We start from the raw sequence: 24158 nt of genomic DNA on the forward strand, positions 1-24158 counted from the left end.
CTCTGCGACGAGGTGCTGCCCCGCGTGCGGGCTCTCGTGGGCGCGTCCGCATCCTCGGAGAGGTGACCGGTCGCCGACGTCAGGTCAGCTTGTGCGTTGCGCGACCAGGACGGCGATGTCGTCCTCGGTGCGGTGCTGCCCGACGACCTGGGTGAGGACCCGGATGCAGGCCATCTCGGGGTCCTCCGCGTCTCTGAGTGACTCGGCCACGCGGTCCAGGTTCTCGGCCACCTCATCGTGGTCGGCCTGGTCGGGAGCTGGGCGCCGCTCGACGAGCCCGTCGGTGAACAGGCAGAGCAGCCCGTCGGGCGGCAGACGGATCGTGCTGGTGTGCCGTGCCGCGTCGGGGGTGAGTCCGAGGAGCGGGTCGACGCCCATGTCGACGGGTTCGCCCCGTTCGCCGGCTTCGGCGACGAGCGGTGGGAGGTGGCCGGCAGAGCTGAACCGCCACTCCGCGTAGGGAGGAGCGGCCACGCCGAAGAGGACCGTGGCCAGCGCCTCGGGCTCGAAGTGGCAGATCTTGCGATCCAGCCGGTGGAGCACCTCGGCGGGTTCGTCGTGATCCAACGCGTAGGCGCGCAAGGCGCTGCGGAGCCTGCCCATCACGATCGCAGCGTCGAGGCCGTGGCCCACGACATCTCCCATCGCGAGCCCGAGGCGACCGTCGGGCAGCTCGAAGACGTCGTACCAATCTCCGCCGAGGTCCCCTTCGGCCGGCACGTAGCGAGCCGCGATCGCGATCCCGGGTGGTGCAGCGGGGGCTGGTGGAAGCAAGCTGCGTTGCAGGGTGAGGGCTGTGGTGTGCTCGGTGTCGTTGAACCGATCACGGAGAAGCTCACCCAGCGTGTGGGCGTACTGCGTCAGGCGGAGTGTCTCGTTGTCGCCGAACCGGTGGGTGCTCAGGAACCCGACGTGCAGAACGCCGAGCAGCTCACTGCCGTCGGTCACCGGAACGCCGAGGAGGGACCGGACGCCATGGGCCAGGAGCACGGGGTTGATCACCTGGTCGGGGGTGACGTCGCTGATCGCGACCGGCTGCCGGGTCTGGGCGACGCGGCCGGCGAAGCCGCGACCGATCGGAACCCGGCGAGCGCCGTGCAGCGTGGGGTCGAGCCCGATCGTCGCTGCCGGTTCGAGCACGGTGCGAGTCCGATCGAGCAGGAGCACCGTGGCGGTATCGGCCCCCATCTCGTGATGGATCTCGGCCAGGACATCTCGAAGTTCCGGATAAGCCTCCGCTGCTGCAGAGGCGAAGGCCGTCTGGATCCGTCCCTGCGCCGCGGCAGCCGCCTCGGCGGAGGGCGTGTCGCGCTCAGCGCCCCGGTCAGGCAAGGCGCCAGACATCCGCCAGGCCAGCAATCTCGAGCACTCGCCCCGCACGGGGGGAGACAGCCGAGACGGCGAAGGACCTGCCCTGTGCTGCACAGGCCTTCGCCAGCTGCGCCAGCGCCCCGATGCCGCTCGAGTCCATGAACTCCACCGGGCCGAGGTCGAGGATCAGGGACCGGTCCTCATCGAGGGCGGCCAAGCCGGCGTCGATGAGCTCCTGGCGGGTGGACAGGTCAAGGAACCCGCTCACCGACAGCGAAGCAACAGCCTCACCGTCGTCGCCGTTGTGGCGCGTGATCGTCAGCTCCACCAGTTTCCCTCTTCACCTGGGTCGCGATGCGAACGGATCCGCACTCCTGATGCCATGCTCCCACAGTGGGCCCATCGCCGACACTGCTCCGGCATCGGCCGCACAGCGGTTCGTCGGCTAGGTTTCGGCCATGGGATGGGCGGAGCTTCTGAACGTTGCTGTTCGCGGGCCGGTGGGCGGCCAGGCGATGGTGTTCGTGCACGGCTTCGGATGCGGTCAGGAGATGTGGCGCCACGTCGCCCCGGCGTTCGAGAACGAGTACCGGGTGGTCCTCCTCGACCTTCCGGGCTCGGGCGGGTCGGCGCTGACCAGCTACGACTCGGGGCGCCACGGCACCCTCCAGGGGTACGCCGACGATCTGGCTGCGCTGCTCCGCGAGCTGGACCTCCGCTCGGTCGTCCTCGTCGGGCACTCGGTCTCGGCGATGATCGGGGTCCTGCTGCGCAACAGCCATCCCGACCTCGTGGCGAAGCTGGTGCTGATCTCGCCCTCGGCCCGGTACCTCGATGACGTGGACTACGTCGGCGGGTTCACGGCCAGTGACATCGATGACCTGCTGGACCTGATGAGTCGCAACCACCTCGGATGGCAGAACCCGCTTGCCGGCATGGTCGCGGGCGGCCCCGAGGGTGAGACCCAGGCCGAGCTGGAGCAGGCGTTCTGTCGCACCGATCCCGAGATTGCGGCCGAGTTCGCCAGCGTCACCTTCCGTGGTGACAACCGGTCCGACCTGGTGGACGTCGCCGCGCCGACCTTGGTGGTCCAAGCGCGCGACGACGCCATCGCGCCGGTGAGCGCCGGCGCCTACGTCCACAGCGCCGTGGCGAACTCGGAGATCGAGATCATCGAGACCCGTGGTCACTGTCCCCATCTGACCGCCCCGGACGAGACCGTCCTCGCGATCCGACGGTTCCTCGGAACCGCGCCGGAATGAGCGCTCCGAGGGTTGGGGAGTCGGGCTTCGAGGAGCTCTTCGAGGAAGCGCCCTGCGGGTACGCCGTGGTGGACCCGCACGGTCGGCTCAGCCGCGTCAACGCCGAGTTCAGGCGCCTGACCGGGCGGAGCGCGTCCGAGCTCCTCACGGGCACCACCTTCGCCTCCCTGCTCACCGCGGGCGGGAAGGTCTTCGCGCAGACCCACCTCCAGCCGATGCTCGTGCACGATCGGGTCGTCCGGGAGGTCGCACTCGACCTGGTGCGGCCGGACGGGACCCGGGTGCCCGTCCTGCTCAACGCCCGGTTGGCCGAAGACGGGTCGAGCCGGCTGGGGGTCGTCGAGACGACGGAGCGGCACCGGTACGAGCAGAACCTCCTGCTGTCGACGCGGGCCGCGGAGCAGGCGCGCGCCGAGGCCACAGCGCTGGCCAACACCCTCCAGCAGACACTCATCCCACCCGAGCCGCCGCGGATCCCGCTCGTGGATCTCGCGGCCGCCTATCGGCCGGCCGGGGACGGCGGCATCGTGGGTGGCGACTTCTACGACGTCTTCAAGGTCGGTCCGGAATCCTGGCTCGTGGTCCTCGGCGACGTCAGCGGCAAGGGGATCTCGGCCGCTGCGGTCACTTCGTTCGTCCGCTACACCACGCGCGCACTGGCGCTCGACCACCAGGATCCGAGCGACCTGCTGCACCAGCTCGACCGAGCGATGCGGGTGCACCGGACGCAGCACTACTGCACGCTCGTGGTGGCGCGGCTCGACCACATGGAGGACGGCTGGTGGGTCGACCTCGCACTGGCCGGCCATCCGCCGGCACTCGTCCGTCGCCGGACCGGTGAGGTCCGGGAGCTGGGGATCCCCGGGAATCCTGTCGGCCTGATCGCTGGCGCCAGGTTCACCACGGTCCGTCACCGGTTGCGGGACGAGACCGTCACGCTCTACACGGATGGCATCACCGAGGCGCGCGGAGGTGACGAGCTGTTTGGCGAGCGGCGTCTCCACGAACTCATCGCGGCGTCGCCGCACGACGTGTACGAGATCACCGAGCGCATCACGCAGGAGGCCCTCGACTTCCAGGACGGCGTCGCGAGCGACGACATCGCCGTCATCACGTTCGCCAGCCTGGAAGGCTAGGCGTCGCGGCCCTGTCCGAAGGACGAGGACCGGCTCACGCGGAGCCGAGGGGGAGGCCGGAGGCGATGGGCCTCTCGCTGGCTCGCGCGGCGCGGACGCGTCGCGCTGCCAGGTGGAAGAACTGTCGTGCCCGGACCCGGATCGCCTTGAGCACCACGTCGTCGATCAACACTGCTTCTCCCGTTGTTCGTTTTCCAACCGTTCCGGCGGTGATGTGCCCGGGAGGACGGAATCTCAAACAGGTCGTTGCGACGGACGCCGGCTAGTCGGGCGGGTCGTCGGACATCCTCTGTCGCATCCGATCCAAGGTGCGGCGAAGCACCCGCGAGACCTGCATCTGGGAGACGCCGATCTCCTCGGCGATCTCGCTCTGGGACAACCCGGACACGAAACGCCGGGCCAGCACCGTGCGCTCGACGTCGGTGAGCCCGGCCATCGCTTCGCTGAGGTCGACGGCGAGCTCCGAGTTCGCAAATCCGTGCTCGTCGAAGGCGATCGCTGCCAGCACTTCCGCATCCGGCGCCTGCCCCGGTTCGGCGGCGTCGAGGGAACGGCCCTCACGGATGCGGAAGCTCTCGACCACCTCCACGACCTCGGCGGGGGTGGCGTCGATCCGTTCGGCGATCTCGGAGATGGACGGTGGATGGCCCAGCTCCTGGGTGAGCGCGTCCCGGGCCTGCGCGACGGCGCCCTGAAGCTCGTGGGTACGTCGTGGCACCCGGATGAGCCAGTTCGAGTCACGGAGGTAGCGACGGATCTCGCCCATGATCTTGGGCACCGCGTAGGCAGCGAACCGGTGTCCCAGCTCCGGGTCGAAGGAGTCGACAGCCTTGATCAAGCCCACCGAGCCGATCTGGACGGCGTCCTCCAGAGGGAAGTTCCAGCTCGCGTAGCGCCGAGCGACGTGCCTGACCAACGGGAGGTTGGCCTCGATCACCTGCTCGCGGAGCGCCGTCCGCTCCGAGGAGTCGGACGGAAGCGCGGCCAGTCGAGCGAACGACCGGTCGTCCTCATCGACGCCGGCAGCGGGCCGGGCGTCCGACCCGCTCACGTCGTGGGACTCGAGCTGCCGCGCTCGATCCTGATCGTGACGTGGCTGCCGTCCTCGATGACGGCCACGCCAGGATCGACAGCCGTGAGCATGACCCAGGCGAGGCTCGCCCGGTCGAGTCGGTAGCCAGGGCGGCAGTTGAGAGACAGGCTGGTCTGCAGGTGTCCCGGGGCGATGTCGAAACGCGCGCCGAGCCAGCGTGCGCTCGGATCCACCACGGGGAGGAGGAGCGTCGCTGCCTCGTCCACGGCGATCTGCAGCTCCTCGACGTCATCGAGTGAGAGATCCGCAAGGACGGCGGAGGACCGTGCGAGAGCTCGGATCGATGCGACGAAGTCGCGGTGGGCCGGGACCGTCAGCGAGGTGAACGTCCCGGGCCACGGCATGTCCTCCGCCACCGTGAGGTCGTCGCGGTCGCCGGCCTGGTCCGAGGCGTTCACGCCGTCTCTCCCGACGCAGGGTCGAACAGGTCACTCAGACCCGTGAGGGAGAGGACCCGATCCACCGCAGGCGAGGTCGCCACGATCTCGACCCGGCGCCCGGCGGCCAGGGCGGCGTTGCGGACCTCGAGGATCGTGCCGAGCCCGGTCGAGTCGAGGAAGGTGACTCCGGCGAGATCGAACCGGACCGGCGTCGCGTCGTCCGACTCGTTCCAGGCTGATGCGACGACCGAGACTCGGTGGGCTGTGGCCAAGTCGAGCTCGCCGCTGACCACGATGATCTCGTGGCCGTTCGAATCGGTCTGTCGGGTTACGTCAAAGGTCGACACTGTTCTCTTGATCCTTGGTTTCGTGGTGATCGTCGCGGGGAGGTGCTCGGAGGGGCTAGGACATCCACGTCCCTGAGAGTCCGGTCACTTCGAGGATCCGTTCGACCCGGACTGATCGCTCCGGGATGAGGAGGACGGCGTCGTGCGCCTTCGCGATGTTGTGAAGCTCGACGAGCGCACCGATGCCCGTGGAGTCGATGAAGTCGACGGCCGACAGGTCGAGCGCGAGGTCGCGTCCTGCGGAGAGCACGGCGGAGCCGGCTGCCACCAGGTCGGCGCGCGTCACCAGGTCGATGGCCCCGACGAGCGTGAGCGTCTCGCGGCCGTCGTCGACCGCTGTCGACGTGATCACCAGTTGCATGTCATTCCACCTCATCCATTCGATCGGAGCTCAGGTCGTGCTGCTGCTGGTCGGACCCGTCGAGACGGAACCAGACCGTCTTGCCGGGGCGCCCCTCGATCGCGTCGATGCCCCACGCGTGCGCCACGCGATCGACCATCTGGAGGCCACGGCCGGAGACGGCGCCGGGAGAGGGGACGCCTGCCCCTGGCTCCGGCACTCCGCTGCCGTCGTCGTAGACCTGAACAGTCAGGTCGCCGGCCTCGAGCGAGACCGAGAGCTCGATCGTCGGCCCGCCGTAGCGGATCGCATTGGTGACCAGCTCGGACGTCAACAGCTCGGCATCGCCGCCGGTGTCGGGGGAGAGGGTGCGGGTGGCGTCGTTGACGACGGACCGGGCGTGAGCGATGGAACGCGGATCCGATGGCAGCACCACGTGGACCTCCTCGCCCATCCCACGGTTCGCCCGGTGTGCCACGTCGCCCTCCCGGGATCCTCGATCAGTCATTGCGATGCTGTTGTGCCCTGGTTGCACCGTAGCCAAACAAACCGCTCATGTCGGGCACCGGTGCCTCCTAGCGAGGCGCGCGTTTGTGCATGCCGCGCTCCGGGGTACTGTGCGCTGCGGTGTCCGATGGGCGATCCTCGTTCGGCTCAAGGTGGAGGTACGAAGGCGATGTCCGATCCAGCGCCGATTGCGGGTCCGCGGCGCAACGACGGTCCGGTTGCGGGGTGGGAGGAGTTCGACCTCCTGCTCGTCGAGGACGACCCGGGGGACGCGCTCCTGGTCGACGAGCTCGTCTCGGAGTGCCGGCCCCGGATGACTCTGCGGCACGCGCGGACCCTCGCCGGTGCGCGGGACCTGCTCATGGTCCAGCGCCCGGACTGCATCCTGCTCGACCTCAATCTCCCGGACTCGCAGGGGTTCGACGCGCTCAGCGCGCTGCGCACCTGGGCCGGCGACGTCGCCGTCGTGGTCCTGACCGGGCTCGCTGAGGAGGCCGCCGGGCTGGCCGCCGTCTCCGCCGGCGCCCAGGACTACCTGGTCAAGGGGCGGGTCGACCCGGAGTGGCTCACCCGCGCCGTGCGCTACGCCGTCCAGCGCAAGCAGACCGAGCGGACCGCGCTCGCGCTCCATGCCAACGAGCTGCAGGCTCAGGAGAACGCCCGACTGGAGCGGGGGCTGCTGCCGACGCCCCTGCTGACCCCCGGATGTGGTCTCGGAATCGTCACGCGCTACCAGCCCGGCCGCGCTGATGCTCTGCTGGGCGGTGACTTCTACGACGTCATCGAAGCTCCAGACGGCACCGTCCACGTCCTCATCGGTGACGTCTCCGGGCACGGGCCCGACGAGGCCGCGCTCGGCGTCGCCCTGCGGATCGCCTGGCGCACCCTCGTCCTCAGCGGGGTCGACAGCACGACCCGACTCCGCCGCCTCGAGCAGCTGCTGGTGGCGGAACGAGCCAAGGCGCACATCTTCGCCACCGTCGCCTGCCTCGCTCTGGACCCCGGCAGGCGACGCATCGAGGCGGTCCGTGCCGGGCATCCCGGATTCATGCTGCACACCGCCAGCGGCCTCGAATGGATGGAGGTCGCCGGAGGCCCGGCTTTGGGCATCCTCCCTGGCGCCGAGTGGCCGATCCATGAGCTGGAGATGCCGGGGGAGGAGTGGGCGGTCGTCCTTCTGACCGATGGGCTGTTCGAAGGGCGCGTCAGTACGTCGGGGGACCGTCTCGGGGAGCACGGCCTCCTCGCACTGGCGCGCCGGGAGCTCGGCCTACCACCCGACCAGTTCCTCGATCGACTGATCCAGCTCGCCCAGGACGCATCGGAACCCTTCGGCGGCCTTGACGACGACCTCGCAGCGGTGCACCTGCAGTGGAAGGTGTCGGCATGAACGCCGCGGCATCGCCGTTCGGCGTCGCCGTGCGTCGACTCTCGGTGCAGGCGTGGTTCTACATCGTGGTTGCCGTGATGGTCGCGATCGTCGCCCTCGGCTCCGTGATCGGAGCGAGCCTCCTCCATCAGACCAACACGGCCTCGGACCGTCTGATCACGAACATCGAGCCTGCCCAGACGGCTGCCTACCGGCTCCAGTCGACCCTGGTCGATCAGGAGACCGGCGTCCGTGGTTACGCCCTCACGGCAGACCCCGAGTTCCTGGCGCCGTACACCGTCGGGCTCCAGGACGAGAAGGATGCGGCAGAGCAGATCCGGCGCCTCCTTCCCACCGACGCGAACGTCCTCGCCGACCTGGACCGGCTCGAGGCTGCAACCGCGCGGTGGCGGGAACAGTTCGCGGAGCCTCTGATCAGCAACGTCGTCGCCGGATCGGGCGACAGTCTGAACCCCGCACAGGTCACGCGGGCCAAGGACGCCTTCGACGAGATCCGCGGGCTCTTCGACGCGGAGAACGCGACCTTGAGCTCCCTGACCCAGGACAGCCGCGACGACCTGGATCGAGCCCGACAGCAGCGGACCTGGGTCCTGACCGCGATGGTGATCACCTTCTTCGTCACGGTCGCCGTCCTGCTCATGCTGATCCGGTTCCTGGTGCTGCGGCCGCTCGAGCTGCTCAAGGGATCGGCACGTCGGATCGCCGAGGGCGGATTCGACGAACCGATCGTGCCGACGGGGCCGGGCGACCTGCGCGAGCTGGCAACCGCGGTGGAGAACATGCGCGAACGGATCGTCGGCGAGCTCAACACGGCCCGGGCCCAGCGCGCGCTGGTGGTGCAGCAGGCTGCCGACCTCGACGACCAGGCCATCGAGCTACGCCGTTCCAACGCCGAGCTCGAGCAGTTCGCCTACGTCGCATCGCACGATCTCCAGGAACCTCTTCGCAAGGTCGCGTCCTTCTGCCAGCTGCTCGAGAAGCGCTACGCCGATCAGCTCGACGAACGCGGCCTGCAGTACATCGAGTTCGCCGTCGACGGAGCCAAGCGAATGCAGGTGCTCATCAACGACCTCCTGACCTTCTCCCGCGTCGGCCGGGTCCACGACTCTGACGAGGTGGTCGCGTTGGACGGCGCCCTGGACGAAGCACTGGGAACCCTCGAGATCGCGATCGCCGAGTCAGGAGCTCGGATCGTGCGACCCGTCGCCCTTCCCGAGGTCCGGGCCGATCGGACCCTGATGGTCATGCTCTGGCAGAACCTGATCGGAAACGCCATCAAGTTCCGCGCAGACGGACGCCCACCGGTGATCACCATCGAGTGTGGCTCCGAGGGCGCCGACGGCATCTCCGAGTGGACCCTCGCCGTCAGTGACAACGGCATCGGGATCGCCCCCGAGTTCGCCGACAAGGTGTTCGTCATCTTCCAACGACTCCACGCCCGCGACGCGTACCCCGGTACGGGCATCGGTCTGGCGCTGTGCAAGAAGATCGTCGACTACTTCGGCGGCCGGATCTGGCTCGACCTGGAGCAGACGTCCGGCGCCAGGATCTGCTTCACCCTTCCCGTCCTCGAACCCCACCACGACACCACCCCGACCGAGCTCACCCCCACCGAAGGAATCGCCTCATGATGAACGCCCAGCCGATCGAGGTCCTTCTGGTCGAGGACGACCCGGGCGATGAGCTGATGACCCGAGAGGCGTTCGAGGACAACAAGATCAACAACACGCTCCACGTCGTCCGCGACGGGGAGGAGGCGCTCGACTTCCTCTACCGGCGGGCTGGACACGAAGACGCGCCACGCCCTGACCTGATCCTGCTCGACCTGAACCTCCCCAAGTACGACGGTCGCCAGGTCCTCCAGATCGTCAAGTCGGACGAGGACCTCGCCCACATCCCGGTCGTGGTCCTCACGACGTCCTCGGCGGAGGAGGACATCCTGCGCAGCTACAAGCTCCATGCGAACGCCTATGTCACCAAGCCGGTCGACCTGGATCAGTTCATCGCCGCGGTCCGTCAGATCGACGAGTTCTTCTTGACCGTCGTGCGCCTGCCGGGCCGAAACTGAGGACTCGCCCCGGACGAAGCTCGTCCCGCGACATCTCGATCAATGCGAGGACCATCAGGGGGGTCCACCCACCGGTCACGGCGAGCAGGATCAGCTCCTGCGAACTCACGGCGACCCCTCACGCGGCCTGAGGGGTCAGCGTGGTCTGCAGGTCGCGCAGGATGCGGGTGAGGAGACGGGAGACCTGCATCTGCGTGACCCCGACTTCCCGGCCGATCTCCTGCTGCGTCCTCTCCTCGAAGAAGCGCATCATGACGATCTGACGGTCCCGCGCCCCGAGACCGCGGAGTGCCGCGCTCAGCATGATTCGCGCCTCCGCCTCGCTGAAGCCGGGTTCATCCGCTTCCAGCCGATCGCCGATGCTCCCGGTGCCGCTGCCCGGAGCCGGGGCGTCGAGCGAGGTCGGCGTGAAGCATCCGCCCGCGGCGAGAGCCTCCATCACGTCGCCGACGGGTTCGCCGAGTCGGGCGGCGAGCTCTTCGGGCCTCGGTGAACGCTGGAGCTCTTGGGCCAGATCATTCTCGGCGGCAGTGAGACGTCCCTGGAGCTCCTGAATGCGCCGTGGCGGACGGACGCTCCAGCCGGCGTCGCGGAAGTGTCGCTGCAGCTCACCGCGAACGGTGGGGACGGCGTACGCCATGAACGCTGAACCGTGCGAGGGGTCATAGCCCTGGACGGCCTTGACGAGGCCCAGGAACGCCACCTGTTCGAGATCGTCGACGGCGAGGCCGCGTCCCGCGTACCGACGCGCAAGGGACGCGGCAACGGGCATGACCTGACAGATCACCCGGTCGTGGATCTCCTTGCGAGAGGCGGGTGGGAGGGTGAGGGCTCGACCCAGGTCCTGGTCGATCGAATCGGAGAGTCGGTGGAGGGGGCGGAGTCGGTTCTTCGATGTCGCGGTGGTGCTCACGTCGTCACCTCGTTGAGTTGGTGCGCGGGGCTGCCGTGGTCTCGACTGCCCGGATCGAATGGCTCTACTGAGACGTCTGCCCGCCGTGGTGCCAGGTCAAACAACTCCGTCTCGTTTCGCCGTCACCGGCTGCGGGTACTGCGCTCCCATGACGATGACCATCGGGTACTTCCTCTCGTGCGCCGAAGCGGTCGCACCGTTCGCGGACGGGCTCATCACCACGTCGCCCGAGAGCGACCTCGACCGCCACATCCACGGGTTCGAGCCCTGGCACGCGGCAAGCTTCGACGAGGTCGACGTCGCCAATATCGGGCCCCACTACCGGGAGATCCAGGCCTACGGTGGCGCCGTTCTCCCAGCTGTCAGGCCCCGATGAGAGATCCGGCGCGGGTCCGTGTCCGGCCAGCGGTCGACGGGCTCCCCGGTCTGGTGGGCGGCACGCCACTGCTACGCATGCGACGTCTGTTCTCCGACGCGGACGCCAGAGTCTTCGCCAAGCTCGAGTCGTTCAACCCGGGTGGGAGCGCCAAGGACCGGCCGGCTGCGGCCATGGTGGAGGCAGCACTCGCCTCCGGAGAGCTGCGTCCCGGTGACACGGTGGTGGAGTCGAGCTCGGGCAACCTGGGCGTCGCTCTGGCCCAGATGTGCGGTTGGTACGACCTGAACCTCATCTGCGTGGTCGACCCCAAGACCAACGTCGACACCGTGCGGATCATCGAGGCATTCGGCGGGTCCGTCCACACCGTCACCGAGTACGCACCGGGACCCGGTGGTTGGCTCGAGGCCCGCCAGCAGGCGGTCAAGGAGCACCTGGCCGCCAACCCACGAGCGTGGACGCCCGACCAGTACGGGAACCCTCACAATCCGACGGCTCATGCCTCCGGAACCATGCAGGAGATCCTCGACTCCCTGGGCGAAGCCCCCGACGTCCTCCTGGTCGCCACCAGCACCACGGGCACGCTCCAGGGCTGCCAGCAACGACTCATCGCGTCCGGCGCCGCAACCAAGGTCATCGCGGTCGACGCCGAGGGCAGTGTGCTCTTCGGTGGGGACGAGGGCGACAGACTCCTGCCCGGCTTCGGCGCCAGCGTGCTCCCCGAGCTTGCCGCGACGGCACGACCGGACCACGTCGTCCGGGTCGACGACCTCGACTGCGTGGTCGGGTGCCGCCGGGTCGCCCGCCACGAGGGCATCCTGGTCGGGGCCTCCGGCGGCGGAGTCGTGTCCGCGCTCGAACGCCTGCTTCCCGACCTCGCAGCCGACGCCGTCGTCGCGATGGTCATCCACGACGGTGGCGAGCGCTACCTCGGCTCGGTCTACGACGATGCTTGGGTCGCCGCCTCGCTGAACTGCGACCGGGAAGAGCTCGAACGGCGACTCCGTCCGGGTTCGGCTCCTCGAGCGCGCGTCGCATGAGCGTCCAGCCGAGCGCAGGCCGCTCCATCGCGATCATCGGTGACGGCCCGCGGGCGCTGTGGGCGCTGGAACGCCTCGCCGCTCACCTGGAGGATGACGACGCACGACCGCCGGCACGGATCACGGTGTTCGGTCGCAGCCGCCTCGGTGCGGGCGCGGTCTACGACCAGTCCCAACCGGACTACCTGCGTATCAACCTGCCTTCGAGCTCGGTCGACGTCGGGTCGGCCGGCACAGCGCAGGCACCGTCGTTCGACGCGTGGAGGGAACGACGCGCACCCGGCTCCACCCAGGACCAGTTCCCGTCGCGCGCACTCACGGGTGACTACCTGGCAGAGCAGGCCCACCGGGTCCTGGATCACCTGCGGCATCGGCTGGGCGAAGCAGCAGTCACCGTCCGACCCGTCACCATCGGGGCCATCGCGCGGGCGGCAGACGGACACCGGTGGTCGTTGGGGGAGGAGGGCGCCTTCGACGAGGTGATGCTGGCCGTCGGGCACGCGCGTTCGTGGCCGGGAGCGCTCGCCCAGGACTGGCGACCCACGGATCCTCCGCTCCACCCGGCAGTCTTTCCCGTCTCGGACCTGCTGGCCCGCCCTGAGGTGAGGCCCGGCGCCACGATCGCGGTGCGAGGCGCTGCGCTCACGGCCATCGACGCGGTGCTCGCCCTGACCCTCGGACGCGGGCGACGGCCGGCAGACTGCGATCTCCAGATCGTTCTGGTCAGCAGGACGGGGCAGCTGATGTCACCCAAGCCGGAGCCCTCGGTCCTCCGGCCCCGGGTCGACCGTGCCGGCGATCTCGACAAGGCGTCGCGCACGATCGAGGAAGGTGCTCCCGTGCTGCCGGTCCTGCTGGAGGTCGCCGCCGCGCTGCTCGGCGCCACACCTTCCTCGGACGGGGCCCTCCACTCCGACATGCCCGAAGCCCTCGACTGGTCCGACCCGGTGTCCACCTTGCGCACCCGGATCGAGATCGCCCGCGGTCAACGGGAACCCGACACCTGGTGGGGGCTCGGGCAGGCGTGGCGTCTCCTGTACGGCGCCCTGGTGGCTCGGCAACGGTCCGTCGACGCCGAGGTGCCACCGCTGCACTGGCCCGAGTACCACCGGTGGTCGGCTGAGCTCGAGCGCGTCGCGTTCGGTCCACCCCTGGTCAACGCGGAGCTGCTCCTCGAGGCGATGCAGAGCGGCAACGTCCGAGTCGTCACGGGTGACGTCCGGGAGGTCGGCGCCGGTGCCGACCTCGTGGTCGACGCGGTGCTGCCTCCACCCGGTGTCGCCGACCTTCCGGCCGGGGGGCTCCTCGGACGGCTTCGCGAGTGCGGGACCCTCAGCCACACTCGGACCCGGAGAGGCGCGCGGACCGGCCCCGACGCCCGCGTCCTCGACTCATCGGGGAGAACGATCCCGGGCCTCGCGCTCATCGGTCGGGCCACCGAGGACGACGTGATCGGGAACGACACCCTGATCCGAACACTGCACCCTCAGGTCGATGCGTGGGCACGGAGCGTGCTGCGATGAACGGCGTGACAGAGTTCCAGCGGGACCTGCTGGCCGGCGTCGTCCCGCTGCGGGCACGTCGGGAACCGTGGATGGACCAGACGCTCGCCGACCACGGGATGCTGTCCGACCTGATCGCGACCCACGGCTCGCCGATCAACCTGATCGACCCGAGCCTGCTCGCGACGCACGCCGATGAGCTTGTCGACGTCGCCCGCGGCCGGGGCGTCCCGCTGAGCGTCTTCTTCGCCCGCAAAGCGAACAAGTCCCTCGGCCTCGTCGATGCTGCCCTCGCGGCAGGTCACGGGATCGACGTCGCCAGTGACCGCGAGCTCGACCAGGTGCTCAGTCGCCTACCGCACGGCACGAGGCCGGACGCGGCGATCATCCTGACCGCCGCGGTCAAACCAGCACGGCTGCTCGAGCGTGCCGTGGCCGGTGGAGTCACGATCTGCATCGACAACACCGACGAGCTGGACCTCCTCCACACCATCGTCTCCGCCGCGCCCCCTGCGAATCCGGTCCCGGTCGTGCTCCGCCTCCAACCGGCGCTGGACGGAGTCAATCCGAGTCGCTTCGGCCAGCCGGACGCCGAGCTCCTCGACCTCATCGCCAGCGACAGCGACTGGGACCACCTTCGCCTCGACGGGATCCACTTCCACCTCGACGGGTACGACCCCGACGAGCGCGCCGTCATGATCGTCCAAGCCCTCGCGCTCGTCGAGGCCGCGCGCAGGCACGGCCATCGGCCGACCTACGTCGACATGGGAGGCGGCATTCCGATCCGCTACCTCGACGACGAGATGGCATGGACGCAGTTCTGGCGCCGCCACCGTGGCGCCGACCGGCTCACCTGGAACAACCGGGAGCTGGGGAAGGTCTATCCAGCCTGGCAGACACCGGTCCGGGGAGCCTGGCTCGACCAGGTCCTGACCACTCGCGTCCAGGGCAGGACCGCAGCGGACTGGCTGAACCGTGCCGGCGTCGAGCTCCACTGCGAGCCCGGACGCGCCCTGACCGACGGCAGTGGTCTGACCGTCGCCCGGGTCGAGTACCGCAAGCAGCAGGCCGACCGGACCTGGCTGATCGGCCTGGCGATGAACCGGACCCAGTGCCGATCGGCGGCCGACGACTTCCTCGTCGACCCGATCCTGGTGCCGACCCATGAGGGACCGCGCAGCGAGGCCGGCGAAGGGTTCCTCGTCGGTGCCTACTGCATCGAAGCCGAGCTCCTCACCTGGCGACGCCTCTCGTTCCCTGCTGGCGTGGCCGTCGGGGACCTGGTGGCCTTCGTCAACACGGGCGGCTACCAGATGCACATCCTCGAGAGCGCCTCTCACCAGATCCCACTCGCCCGGAATCTGATCCGCACCGATGGCGGGCGCTGGGCACTCGATCCGATCGACGGACCCGTCAGGGAAGCGGATGGGTGAGGTGAGCCTCGCGCTGCGGCTCGATCAAGCCTTCTCCTGCATGCTCGTCCGAGCCGGGTTGGACTGCTTCTCAGCCTTGGGATCCAGTTGACCCTGCTTCGCACGGACGCCTGCTTCGACGCGTGACCCGAGATCGCCGTCGACGTTCCGCCAGTACTCGAACGCCCGCACGAGGACCGGCTCGCTCACCGCATTGAGCAGGTGCCCCACGATGTTGTCGACCAGACGGTCCCGCGCCGCGTCGTCGAGCACCTCACGGACCAGTGTCCCGGCCTGGCCCCAGTCGTCGTCGGCCTCGCGGAGCGTGTACGCCGCACGGACCATGTCGCCGTCGGAGTACCAGAGCCCGCCGTCGTCGGTCAGCCCAGGATCGGCCGACGGTCCGCCGTACGAGTTCGGGGCGTAGACCGGGTCGGACGCGTTCCGCACCCGCATCGCCCCGTCCTTGGAGTAGCTGTGCACCGGTGACTTCGGTTCGTTGACAGGGATCTGGCGGTAGTTGGCCCCGAGTCGGGCGCGGTGGGCGTCGGAGTAGCTGAACCCGCGGGCGAGCAGCATCTTGTCCGGGGAGAGCCCGGTGCCGGCCACGACGTTGTTCGGTTCGAACGCCGCCTGCTCGATCTCGGTGTGGTAGTCCGTCGGATTGCGGTCGAGGGTGAGCCGACCGACCTCGTGCAGCGGGAAGTCGCCGTGCGGCCAGACCTTGGTCAGGTCGAACGGGTTGAACCGGTAGGTCTTCGACTCCTCGAGCGACATCAGCTGGACCTTGAGTGTCCAGGACGGCGGCTCCCCGTCACGGATGTGCTCGAACAGGTCGCGCTGGTGGTAGTCAGTGTCGACGGCCGCCATCTGGTCGGCTTCGTCCTGGGTGAAGAACTCGATGCCCTGGTCGGAGATGAAGTGGTACTTCACCCAGGTCAGGTCCCCGCCCGCGTTGATCCAGGAGTAGGTGTGGCTGGAGTAGCCGTTCATGTGTCTCCAGGTCCGCGGGATCCCGCGATCACCCATCAACCACGTCACCTGGTGCGCCGACTCGGGAACGAGCGTCCAGAAGTCCCACTGCATGTCGTGGTCGCGCAGGTTGTTGTCCAACCGCCGCTTCTGGGAGCGGATGAAGTGCTGGAACTTCATCGGGTCGCGCAGGAAGAACACCGGGGTGTTGTTGCCGACCAGGTCGAAGTTGCCCTCGTCGGTGTAGAACTTCAGCGCGAACCCCCGCGGGTCCCGCCAGGTGTCCGGGCTGCCCCGTTCGCCGGCCACCGTGGAGAACCGGGCCAGGACGTCGGTGGCCGTGCCGGGCTGGAAGAGCCCAGCACGGGTGTACGCCGACACGTCGCCGATGACCTCGAAACGGCCGAAAGCACCGCCGCCCTTGGCGTGAGGTTGCCGCTCCGGGATCCGCTCCCGGTTGAACTGGGCCATCTGCTCGATCAGGTAGTGGTCCTGAAGCAGCAGCGGGCCGTCCGGTCCGACCGAGAGCGAGTGCTCATCGCTGGCTACCGGGATCCCGGCGTCGGTCGTCGTCGGGGTCGGGCTCTGTTCGGGTGCCATGCGGAGTCAGTACCCACGGCGTCGGCCCTCATTCGCCCGGCCACTCACCCGTCCAGCGTTCGAAGACGCGGGCGCCGCCGCGCGTGATGAGGGCCCGGACGACGGTGAAGATGGCACCTTGCAACGCGGCGGCGAGGAGGACGGTGCGCAGTCGCGTCTCGGACTGCAGCGGCTTCGGCGGATCATCGGGGTTGCTCGGATCGATCCGCTTCCAGACCTGCTGGAAGATCTGCGTGGCGATCAACCCGCCGAGCATGCCCGCCACCAGTCCCCAGGGTTTGTAGAGCAGCGACGCCGCCCTACCACCCGGTGCGCTTGCAGGACCGCCTGTCTGGCGCTTCGTGGTCGACTTCGAGGTCGCCGTGCGGGTGGGTGTCATGACGGTGCGGTACCCGCGGGCCGACGATCTCAACCGTCCACCCTTCTACGAGCCGATGCTTCCCCTAGGGTCTGTGCCCATGACCGATGACCGTTTCGCCGTCCTGGAGAGCCTGCTGGAGGAGCGATCCACGTGTCGCCAGTTCCTCCCGAAGCCGGTGGCGGAGGCCGACATCGAGCGACTGCTCACGGTGTCGCAGCGCACCCCGTCGTGGTGCAACACCCAGCCCTGGCAGGTCGAGGTGATCAGCGGTGAGGCCACCGACCGGCTGCGCGAGGCGCTGACGGCCCACGTGCTCACCTCTGCCATGGAACCCGACTTCGCCTTTCCCGAGTCCTACACGGGCGTCTTCCAGGATCGACGGCGCGCGTGCGGGGCGCAGCTCTACGACAGTGTCGGCATCGCCCAGGCGGACGGGGCGGGCCGGCTCCAGCAGATGCTCCGCAACTTCGCCCTCTTCGACGCCCCGCACGTCGCGATCGTGACCTGCGACGAGAGCCTCGGTGTCTACGCCGCGGTGGACTGCGGCCTGTGGCTGAACAGCTTCCTGCTGGCGGCACAGAGCCTCGGGATCGCGGCCGCCCCGCAGGCCGCGCTCGCCGGCTACGCGCCGTTCCTCCGCGCGCACCTCGGTCTGCCGGAGAACCAACGGGTGGTCTTCGGTGTCTCCTTCGGGTACGCCGACGAGTCCCACCCGGTCAACGGGTTCCGCACCGCCCGCGCCCCGCTCGGCGACGTCGTCAGCTGGCGGGCCTGAGGTGAGCGGGCAGCAGGGCGAGGCGCTCGACCTCGCCGCCTCGGCACGCGACAACCTCTACGCCTTCGGCAAGACCTGGGGGACGTTCAGCGAGGATCCGGTGATCTCGACCTTCCACGGCGCCATGTACGCCTCGCTCGGCACCGCCCGGCTGAAGCCGCTGTTCGGCTACGCCGGGACCGGCCTGACCAAGGTCCGGTTCGTGGGGGAGGGATCGGCCGAGCGACTCCAGATGCGCGGCAAGGAGACCGGCTTCTTCTACGACCTCGCGACCGGCGACGTGATCGAGTCCTGGGACAACCCCTTCACCGGTGAGCGGGTGGACGTCTTCGCGTTCCTCAACGACAGGATCGGCGGCGAGCTGACCCTCGAGATGCCGAGGCTCTTCGTCGGTGACGCCGAGGAGCACGGGGTCGACATGAACGAGAACGTCGACGTGGCCGACGACGGCACCCGTCCCTTCCTCCTGCCGTGGGCGACGTACGGCGACGAGGTGCTGCTGGAGTGGGACTACGCCCACGAGTACCCCAACCCGGTGACTCCGGCGCGCTGGCCGCGCTCGTCGACCGGGGAGACGATCAACCCGTCGGAGCACTTCGTGATCTACACCTCGCGCACGGAGCTCGAGGACCGCGATCTCGCCTCGGCGCACTTCCGCGGCGGCTTCTCCCGGGTCTCGCCGTTCTGGCCCTGGATGCGGATGGGCGGTTCGGGGCTGGAGAACGGCGTGATGACCGGGCGGCTGCACAGCCGCAAGACGATCCGTGGACTCGACGACGTACCGCCGAAGATCCGCGCCTACATCGAGCGCCACCACGCCGACTACTTCGAACCGCCGGCGGACTGGGACGTGTCCGGCCCGATCCTGTCCTCCTGGGAGGCCTACTCCCGCGACGTGCCGGCGGAGATGAACGACTGACGCTCGCCTCGGTGGGGGAACTCCCGCATCAGCGGCTTCGGCCCGGCCAGCCAGGTCCCGATCTTCCCGGGGTCGGTGATGATCACCTTCCCGAGCACCGCTGCGGCGAGGTAGATCCACGAGACCAGGTAGAACCAGGCGAGGTAGGTGAAGGCGACGCCGATGGCGCCGTACCGCAGCGCGCTGGTCTGCAGGGCGTGCGGCAGCCAGATGTCGGCGAAGGGCCTGACCGCGACCATGACGATCGCGAAGATCAGCGCCCCGGGCAGGAGCCCGCGCACGCTGACGTGGCCCATCACCAGCACGAACGGGATCAGGATCGCCATCCCGGCGTAGAGGATCCCCAGCACGATGACCAGCCACAGCTCCGGCGGCGGGAGGTCGTTGGTCCAAGCCTTCGCCTGACGCAGCACGACGAAGGTGATCGCCAGGGCCAGCACGACCGCCACCCACCGCCACGCGGAGCTGACGTTGTACTTCGGCTTGGGCACGTGCCAGATCGTGGAGAACGCCCGCCCCAGGGCCCGGGAAAGGCTGGTCGCCGAGGCGAGCACGATGATCGCACCGATCACCCCGAAGCTGCTGGACGAGCTGTCGTTCAGAGCGACGGAGAGCGCATCGGCTGCGCCCGCGGGGATCCCGAGGGAGTTGGCGAACAGGTGGTCGGTGTCGCCGAACCAGGTGGCGGTGACGATCAGGACGGGGAAGATCGAGGTGAAGACCTGGGCCGCGATCGCCATCGAACGGTCGAAGATCTCGATCCGCTGCAGACCCCAGGCGAACCCGAGTCCGATGCGTCCGATCCAGCGCGCCAACATCCAGTCGGCGATGCGTCGCAACCGCGGAGGCAGGACGTTCAGTCCTCGTTCCAGCAGCGCGAGCTGCTCCGGAGTCGGTTCGGACACGCAGGCAGGTTACCGAGGAGGTAGCCGACCTGTCCTGGGGCACGCCCTACTGTGGGAGCACTGACCCGCCGACCATGCTGCAGGGGGCCGCTCTCGTGACGCTTCTTCCCGGGCTCTCGCGCCGCAACCTGCTCACCGAGGCGACGGCCGGCATCACCCTGCTGGCGATCGCGATCCCGCTCAACATCGGCTACGCCCAGATCGCCGGGCTCCCGCCGACCGCCGGTCTCTACGCGCTGGTGATCCCGACGGTGGTGTACGCCCTGACGGTCTCGTCGCGGCAGGTCGTCGCCTCGCCGGATGCCGCGGCGGCTGCGGTGGTCGCCGGATCGGTGGGCGCGCTGGCGGTTGCGGGGAGCGCTGACTACCTCGAGCTCGCCGTGGCTCAGGCCATCCTCAGCGGCCTCCTGTTCCTGCTGCTCGCCGGCTTCAAGCTCGGGTTCCTCGCCAACTTCCTCTCCAAGCCGATCCTGATCGGGTTCGTCGGCGGGCTGGCGCTCGACATCCTGCTCAGCCAGGTCGCGAAGATGCTCGGGGTCAAGATCGACTCCGGAGGTGAGTTCGTCGAGAAGCTCACCGACCTCATCTCCGGACTGGACACGATCAACGGTCCGTCGGTGCTGATCTCCCTGACGGGAGTGGTCGTCCTGCTCACCGGGCGCCGGCTCGCACGGACGGTCCCGTGGGCGTTGATCGTCCTGGTCGGCTCGACCGTCGCCGTCGGTGTCTGGGACCTGGCGGCGCACGGCGTCGCGGTGCTGGGCCACGTTCCGGCCGGGCCGCCCGACCTGGCCTGGCCGACGATCAGCTGGGGACAGTGGGTGGCGCTGCTTCCCTCCGCAGTGGCACTCACCTTGGTCACGACCGCCGAGGGGCTGCTGGTGGCGCGTTCCTACGGCGAGCGGCACGGCTACCGGACCGAGCCCAACCGGGATCTCTTCGCCTTCGGGTTGGGCAACATCACCTCAGGACTGTCGGGGAGCTTCGCGGTGGGGTCGTCGACGTCGCGGACGGCGGCGATGGACCAGGCGGGCTCACGGACCCAGCTGCCGTCGCTCGTCCTCGCTGCGGGGACCCTGCTCCTGCTGCTCTTCGGCACCGCCCTCCTGGCCGACGTGCCGTCGCCGGCGATCGGCGCGATCGTGGGTGTCGCGGTGCTTCCGCTGCTGGGTGTCCCCGAGCTCCGTGACCTGTGGCGGCTCGACCGGGTCGAGTTCGCGATCGCCATGGCCTGCTTCGTGGTCACCCTCTTCGTGGGAGCGATCGCCGGGATCGTGGTCTCGTTCCTGCTGGCGCTGATCAACCTCGCCCAGCGCGCCGCGCGTCCACCGATCGACGTGCTCGCGCCCGGCGACTCGCCGGCCCAGTCGCTGCTCGACGGCGCCGCGATCGGAACCACGACCGCCCCGGGCGTGGTGGTGATCCGGATGGCCGCACCGATGTTCTTCGCCAACGGGACGACGTTGAGCGAGGCGGTCAAGCACGCGGTCACCGAGACGGTCAGTGGGGGACCGGTGCGTCACGTCGTGCTGGACATGGAGGCCGTCACCGACATCGACGTGACGGCGGCCGAAGCGTTCGCCTCGCTCAAGGACTGGCTCGGCGAGCACGACGTGGAGCTCGCCTTCAGCCGGGTCCGACCCGACTCGCTCGCCCGACTGGAGCGGCTCGAGCTGCTCGGAGACGCCCGGACCTTCGAGACCAACCGCGCCGCCGTCGCCGCACTCACCACCCCGTAGAGTGTGCCGCGCCCATGACCGATGTCCTCCTCCTGCTGCTCGCCCTGGTTCTCATCGGCCTGTGCGGGATCTTCGTCGCCGCCGAATTCGCGTTGGTCACGGTCGACCGGGCGCAGGTCGATGCCGGAGTTGCGGAGGGGAACCGCGGCGCGATCGGTGTCCAGGTCGCGCTCGCCCGGCTGTCCACCCAGCTCTCCGGGGCGCAGCTCGGCATCACGTTGACCAACCTGGGCGTGGGATTCCTGGCCGAACCGGCGGTCTCGAACTTCATCGACCCCAAGCCGTTGGCGGTCGCCGTCGGTCTGATCGGGTCGACGGTCCTCACCATGGTCTTCGGCGAGCTCGTGCCCAAGAACGTCGCGCTCTCCCTGCCGTTGCGGACCGCCCTGGCCACGCAACGCTTCCTGCGGACCTTCACCGCGATCAACGCCGCTCCGATCCGGCTGCTCAACGGTTCGGCCAACGCCCTGGTCCGGCGGCTGGGGGTCGAACCCCAGGAGGAGCTCCGATCGGCCCGCAGCTCGGCCGAGCTCGCCTCCCTGATCCAGCGCAGCGCCGATGAAGGGGTCTTCGACGCCGACGCCGCCGAGCTGATGGAGCGTGCTGTCGAGTTCGGCACCCGGACGGCCGGCGAGATCATGACGCCGCGGATCCGGACCCACAGCCTCGACGAGAACGACCGTGCCGAGGCGGTGATCGAGCTGACCCGGCGGACCGGCCACTCCCGGTTCCCGGTCCTCGATGACGACGACCTGGTGGTCGGGACCGTGCACGTCAAGCACGCGGTCGCGCTGCCCGTCCACGAGCGGTCGACGACCCGGATCAAGCACCTGATGGCCAAGGCCGTCGTGGTCCCGGACACGTTGCGCCTCGACCCGCTGCTGGCCCTGCTGCGGACCGAGGGGTTCCAGCTCGCCGTCGTCGTGGACGAGTACGGCGGTCAGGCCGGCATCGTCACGTTGGAGGACGTGATCGAGGAGATCGTCGGGGACATCGCCGACGAGCACGACTCGATCCGCGCTCAGGCCCGCTTGCGTCGCGACGGCTCGTGGTCGATCAGCGGTCTGCTCCGCCCGGACGAGGTCGAGGACCTGACCGGGGTCGAGCTCCCCGAGGGCGACGAGTACGACACCGTCGGCGGTCTGGTGATGCAGACCCTCGGACGGATCCCGCAGAAGGGCGACGTCGCCGAGGTCGTCGTCCCGGACCGCAGCGACCCGGATGCCGTCCTCGAACGCCTGGCGACTCTCGTCGTCGAGCACATGGACGGACTCCGGGTGGACCGGGTCGCGCTCCGGGTCCTGGACCGTGCTGACGACGGGGGAATCGGATGAGTCCCGTCGTCGGCATCCTCCTGACCGTCGTGCTCCTGGCCGGCAACGCCTTCTTCGTCGCCACCGAGTTCGCCCTGATCGCCTCCCGGCGCAGCCAGATCGAGCCGCTGGCCCAGGAGGGTTCGCGGATGGCCCGATCCACCCTGGTGGCGATGGAGCAGATCGGCGCCATGGTCGCCGGGATCCAGCTCGGCGTCACGGTCTGCTCGGTGATGCTCGGTGCGGTCGCCGAACCGGCCATCGCGCACCTGATCTCCCCCCTGCTCGAGGCGGTGCACGCCCCGCACGAGCTCGTGCACCCCATCTCGTTCGTGATCGCCCTCGCGCTCGTCTCCTACCTGCACGTCGTCCTGGGCGAGATGGTGCCGAAGAACCTCACCCTCGCCGGCCCGGAGCGGGCCGTCCTGCTGCTGGCGCCTGCCATGCTCGGCCTGGTCCGGGTGCTCCGCCCGCTCATCCTCGCCCTCGACGCGATCGCGAGCCTGGCGCTGCGCCTGATCCGGGTGGAGCGGCGAGCCGAGGTCGAGTCGACCTTCACCCTCGAGCAGGTCGCGGTGCTGGTCGAGGAGTCGCGCGGCGAAGGACTCCTGGCCGAGGACGAGTACGACCGGCTCGCGGGTGCCCTCGGGTTCACCGAGAAGACGGTGACGGCGGTCCTGATGCCCCGAGCCCGACTCGCCACGGTCCCGCGTGGGGCGACCGGAGCCGACGTCGAGGAGCTGTGCGGTGCTACCGGGTTCAGCCGGTTCCCCGTCGCCGAGGACGACGAGCTGGTCGGCTACCTCCACATCAAGGACGTCCTCGAACCCGACACGGCACGCAGGCTGCGTCCGATCGACCCGAAGTGGATCCGGCCCTTCGCCTCCGTCCGGCCCGACGACTCGCTGCACGACGCCCTCGAGACCCTGCAGCGGCGCGGCTCCCACATGGCACGGGTGGTCGCCGACGACGGCACCACGCTCGGGGTGGCCACCTTGGAGGACGTCATCGAAGAGCTGGTCGGCGAGATCCGTGACGCTGCGCACGGCGACCCGTCAGCGGCACTAGGGTGGACGCCGTGACTCGACCGATGGCCTGGCTGGTGGGCGTCCGCGCGCTGCTGTCGACCCTCGCCCTCGTGCTCGCGCTGGTGGATCGCCTGCCCTGGTGGTTCGCCGCACTGGTGATCGTGCGCGACCTGGTCGCCGCCACCATGCTGTTCGGCCGCAGTCGCAGCGGGATCGGCCGGTTCGGCCCCGCACCGGTGATGCTGGTCAGCGCCGGACTGCTCGGGCCGGGGATGCTGCTGGTGGCCTTCGCCACCGGCGACAGTGCCCTCGGCTCGTTGGGTCGGGTCTTCGGCTGGGCGCTGTGCTGGTGGGGAGCAGGGCTCTCCTGGGCCGTCGTCATCGAACGCGGCCCGGACCTCCGTCACCTGCTGGTCCGCCGCGACGGCCTCCGGTGACGTCCGGTCCTCCGCCGCCTCCTCCACTGCTG

The 24158-nt window shown here is 69.3% G+C and carries 27 protein-coding genes; 15 read left to right on the forward strand and 12 right to left on the reverse strand.

Translation table 11 applies throughout. The features are described 5' to 3' along the window. Nucleotides 1-84 precede the first annotated feature (84 nt). The gene (locus ACZ5J1_RS06900; RefSeq protein WP_464563769.1) at nucleotides 85-1188 is read right to left on the reverse strand and encodes a PP2C family protein-serine/threonine phosphatase; all 1104 of its coding nucleotides are present in this window, start codon (nucleotides 1186-1188) and stop codon (nucleotides 85-87) included. Between the two features lie 136 nt (nucleotides 1189-1324). Then, complete coding sequence (locus tag ACZ5J1_RS06905; protein WP_464563771.1) at nucleotides 1325-1639, reverse strand: STAS domain-containing protein; 315 nt, start codon at nucleotides 1637-1639, stop codon at nucleotides 1325-1327. 130 nt (nucleotides 1640-1769) lie between these two features. Here ACZ5J1_RS06905 and ACZ5J1_RS06910 point away from each other — a divergent pair, with 130 nt between their 5' ends. Together ACZ5J1_RS06910 and ACZ5J1_RS06915 are read left to right on the forward strand one after the other, a co-directional pair. Further along, nucleotides 1770-2573, forward strand: coding sequence for an alpha/beta fold hydrolase (locus ACZ5J1_RS06910; protein ID WP_464563773.1), 804 nt, complete (start codon nucleotides 1770-1772; stop codon nucleotides 2571-2573). Further along, nucleotides 2570-3709, forward strand: a complete 1140-nt coding sequence (locus tag ACZ5J1_RS06915) for a PP2C family protein-serine/threonine phosphatase (protein WP_464563775.1) — start codon at nucleotides 2570-2572, stop codon at nucleotides 3707-3709. The genes ACZ5J1_RS06910 and ACZ5J1_RS06915 overlap by 4 nt, the downstream gene beginning before the upstream one ends. A gap of 34 nt (nucleotides 3710-3743) precedes the next feature. Here the strand turns inward: ACZ5J1_RS06915 and ACZ5J1_RS06920 are convergent, their stop codons facing one another. The 6 genes from ACZ5J1_RS06920 to ACZ5J1_RS06945 form a co-directional block, all read right to left on the reverse strand. Next, on the reverse strand, nucleotides 3744-3881 hold the full coding sequence (locus tag ACZ5J1_RS06920) for a hypothetical protein (RefSeq protein WP_464563777.1): 138 nt from the start codon (nucleotides 3879-3881) through the stop codon (nucleotides 3744-3746). Between the two features lie 90 nt (nucleotides 3882-3971). Then, nucleotides 3972-4760 (reverse strand): SigB/SigF/SigG family RNA polymerase sigma factor, encoded by a 789-nt coding sequence (locus tag ACZ5J1_RS06925; RefSeq protein WP_464563779.1) that lies wholly within the window; start codon nucleotides 4758-4760, stop codon nucleotides 3972-3974. After that, nucleotides 4757-5200, reverse strand: coding sequence for a hypothetical protein (locus ACZ5J1_RS06930; RefSeq protein ID WP_464563781.1), 444 nt, complete (start codon nucleotides 5198-5200; stop codon nucleotides 4757-4759). Before ACZ5J1_RS06930 ends, ACZ5J1_RS06925 begins: the two co-directional genes overlap by 4 nt. Continuing rightward, on the reverse strand, nucleotides 5197-5529 hold the full coding sequence (locus ACZ5J1_RS06935; protein ID WP_464563782.1) for an STAS domain-containing protein: 333 nt from the start codon (nucleotides 5527-5529) through the stop codon (nucleotides 5197-5199). The genes ACZ5J1_RS06930 and ACZ5J1_RS06935 overlap by 4 nt, the downstream gene beginning before the upstream one ends. Nucleotides 5530-5584: 55 nt before the next feature. Continuing rightward, nucleotides 5585-5890: an STAS domain-containing protein gene (locus tag ACZ5J1_RS06940; protein ID WP_464563784.1), complete on the reverse strand. Its 306-nt coding sequence runs from the start codon at nucleotides 5888-5890 to the stop codon at nucleotides 5585-5587. 1 nt (nucleotide 5891) lies between these two features. Then, complete coding sequence (locus ACZ5J1_RS06945; protein ID WP_464563786.1) at nucleotides 5892-6305, reverse strand: ATP-binding protein; 414 nt, start codon at nucleotides 6303-6305, stop codon at nucleotides 5892-5894. A gap of 240 nt (nucleotides 6306-6545) precedes the next feature. Between ACZ5J1_RS06945 and ACZ5J1_RS06950 the strand changes: the two genes are divergently transcribed. Genes ACZ5J1_RS06950 through ACZ5J1_RS06960 form a run of 3 tightly spaced genes read left to right on the forward strand, consistent with a single transcriptional unit; the run spans nucleotide 6546 to nucleotide 9834 of the window. Then, nucleotides 6546-7766, forward strand: coding sequence for a PP2C family protein-serine/threonine phosphatase (locus ACZ5J1_RS06950; protein ID WP_464563788.1), 1221 nt, complete (start codon nucleotides 6546-6548; stop codon nucleotides 7764-7766). Next, entirely contained in the window at nucleotides 7763-9397 is a 1635-nt protein-coding gene (locus ACZ5J1_RS06955) for a sensor histidine kinase (protein WP_464563790.1), read from the forward strand. The genes ACZ5J1_RS06950 and ACZ5J1_RS06955 overlap by 4 nt, the downstream gene beginning before the upstream one ends. After that, nucleotides 9394-9834: a response regulator gene (locus ACZ5J1_RS06960; RefSeq protein WP_464563792.1), complete on the forward strand. Its 441-nt coding sequence runs from the start codon at nucleotides 9394-9396 to the stop codon at nucleotides 9832-9834. Before ACZ5J1_RS06955 ends, ACZ5J1_RS06960 begins: the two co-directional genes overlap by 4 nt. A gap of 118 nt (nucleotides 9835-9952) precedes the next feature. On the opposite strand, the gene ACZ5J1_RS06965 is transcribed toward ACZ5J1_RS06960, so the two are convergent. Beyond that, entirely contained in the window at nucleotides 9953-10747 is a 795-nt protein-coding gene (locus ACZ5J1_RS06965) for a sigma-70 family RNA polymerase sigma factor (protein ID WP_464563794.1), read from the reverse strand. A 148-nt stretch (nucleotides 10748-10895) separates the two neighbouring features. Between ACZ5J1_RS06965 and ACZ5J1_RS06970 the strand changes: the two genes are divergently transcribed. The 4 genes from ACZ5J1_RS06970 (at nucleotide 10896) to ACZ5J1_RS06985 (ending at nucleotide 15098) form a co-directional block, all read left to right on the forward strand. Next, nucleotides 10896-11123 (forward strand): hypothetical protein, encoded by a 228-nt coding sequence (locus tag ACZ5J1_RS06970; RefSeq protein ID WP_464563796.1) that lies wholly within the window; start codon nucleotides 10896-10898, stop codon nucleotides 11121-11123. A gap of 77 nt (nucleotides 11124-11200) precedes the next feature. Then, a complete protein-coding gene (gene sbnA / locus ACZ5J1_RS06975; RefSeq protein ID WP_464563798.1) occupies nucleotides 11201-12163 on the forward strand; it encodes a 2,3-diaminopropionate biosynthesis protein SbnA in 963 nt (320 codons plus the stop codon). Further along, complete coding sequence (locus tag ACZ5J1_RS06980; protein ID WP_464563799.1) at nucleotides 12160-13686, forward strand: FAD/NAD(P)-binding protein; 1527 nt, start codon at nucleotides 12160-12162, stop codon at nucleotides 13684-13686. The genes sbnA and ACZ5J1_RS06980 overlap by 4 nt, the downstream gene beginning before the upstream one ends. Beyond that, nucleotides 13683-15098: an alanine racemase gene (locus tag ACZ5J1_RS06985; protein WP_464563801.1), complete on the forward strand. Its 1416-nt coding sequence runs from the start codon at nucleotides 13683-13685 to the stop codon at nucleotides 15096-15098. Before ACZ5J1_RS06980 ends, ACZ5J1_RS06985 begins: the two co-directional genes overlap by 4 nt. A 24-nt stretch (nucleotides 15099-15122) precedes the next feature. Here ACZ5J1_RS06985 and ACZ5J1_RS06990 read toward each other — a convergent pair whose 3' ends face one another. Both ACZ5J1_RS06990 and ACZ5J1_RS06995 read right to left on the reverse strand, forming a co-directional pair. Continuing rightward, on the reverse strand, nucleotides 15123-16649 hold the full coding sequence (locus ACZ5J1_RS06990; protein WP_464563803.1) for a catalase: 1527 nt from the start codon (nucleotides 16647-16649) through the stop codon (nucleotides 15123-15125). A 28-nt stretch (nucleotides 16650-16677) separates the two neighbouring features. After that, nucleotides 16678-17028, reverse strand: coding sequence for a DUF4235 domain-containing protein (locus tag ACZ5J1_RS06995; protein WP_464563804.1), 351 nt, complete (start codon nucleotides 17026-17028; stop codon nucleotides 16678-16680). Nucleotides 17029-17107: 79 nt separating this feature from the next. Here ACZ5J1_RS06995 and ACZ5J1_RS07000 point away from each other — a divergent pair, with 79 nt between their 5' ends. Both ACZ5J1_RS07000 and ACZ5J1_RS07005 read left to right on the forward strand, forming a co-directional pair. Continuing rightward, nucleotides 17108-17785, forward strand: a complete 678-nt coding sequence (locus ACZ5J1_RS07000; RefSeq protein ID WP_464563806.1) for a nitroreductase — start codon at nucleotides 17108-17110, stop codon at nucleotides 17783-17785. A 1-nt stretch (nucleotide 17786) separates the two neighbouring features. Beyond that, nucleotides 17787-18704, forward strand: coding sequence for a DUF1838 family protein (locus ACZ5J1_RS07005; protein WP_464563808.1), 918 nt, complete (start codon nucleotides 17787-17789; stop codon nucleotides 18702-18704). Here the strand turns inward: ACZ5J1_RS07005 and ACZ5J1_RS07010 are convergent. After that, nucleotides 18668-19609 (reverse strand): YihY/virulence factor BrkB family protein, encoded by a 942-nt coding sequence (locus ACZ5J1_RS07010; RefSeq protein WP_464563810.1) that lies wholly within the window; start codon nucleotides 19607-19609, stop codon nucleotides 18668-18670. The genes ACZ5J1_RS07005 and ACZ5J1_RS07010 overlap by 37 nt on opposite strands. A gap of 95 nt (nucleotides 19610-19704) precedes the next feature. On the opposite strand from ACZ5J1_RS07010, the gene ACZ5J1_RS07015 reads away from it, so the two are divergent. From ACZ5J1_RS07015 to ACZ5J1_RS07030, 4 genes are read left to right on the forward strand one after another with little or no spacing between them, the layout of a single operon-like run. Then, nucleotides 19705-21348, forward strand: coding sequence for a SulP family inorganic anion transporter (locus ACZ5J1_RS07015; protein WP_464563812.1), 1644 nt, complete (start codon nucleotides 19705-19707; stop codon nucleotides 21346-21348). Between the two features lie 14 nt (nucleotides 21349-21362). Next, on the forward strand, nucleotides 21363-22682 hold the full coding sequence (locus ACZ5J1_RS07020; RefSeq protein ID WP_464563814.1) for a hemolysin family protein: 1320 nt from the start codon (nucleotides 21363-21365) through the stop codon (nucleotides 22680-22682). Beyond that, nucleotides 22679-23743: a hemolysin family protein gene (locus ACZ5J1_RS07025; RefSeq protein ID WP_464563816.1), complete on the forward strand. Its 1065-nt coding sequence runs from the start codon at nucleotides 22679-22681 to the stop codon at nucleotides 23741-23743. The genes ACZ5J1_RS07020 and ACZ5J1_RS07025 overlap by 4 nt, the downstream gene beginning before the upstream one ends. Beyond that, nucleotides 23740-24126 carry a hypothetical protein gene (locus tag ACZ5J1_RS07030; protein ID WP_464563818.1) on the forward strand — a complete coding sequence of 129 codons (387 nt, stop codon included), beginning with the start codon at nucleotides 23740-23742 and terminating at the stop codon, nucleotides 24124-24126. Before ACZ5J1_RS07025 ends, ACZ5J1_RS07030 begins: the two co-directional genes overlap by 4 nt. Nucleotides 24127-24158 lie beyond the last annotated feature (32 nt).

The sequence above is a fragment of the Nocardioides sp. JCM 18999 genome (assembly GCF_055391175.1).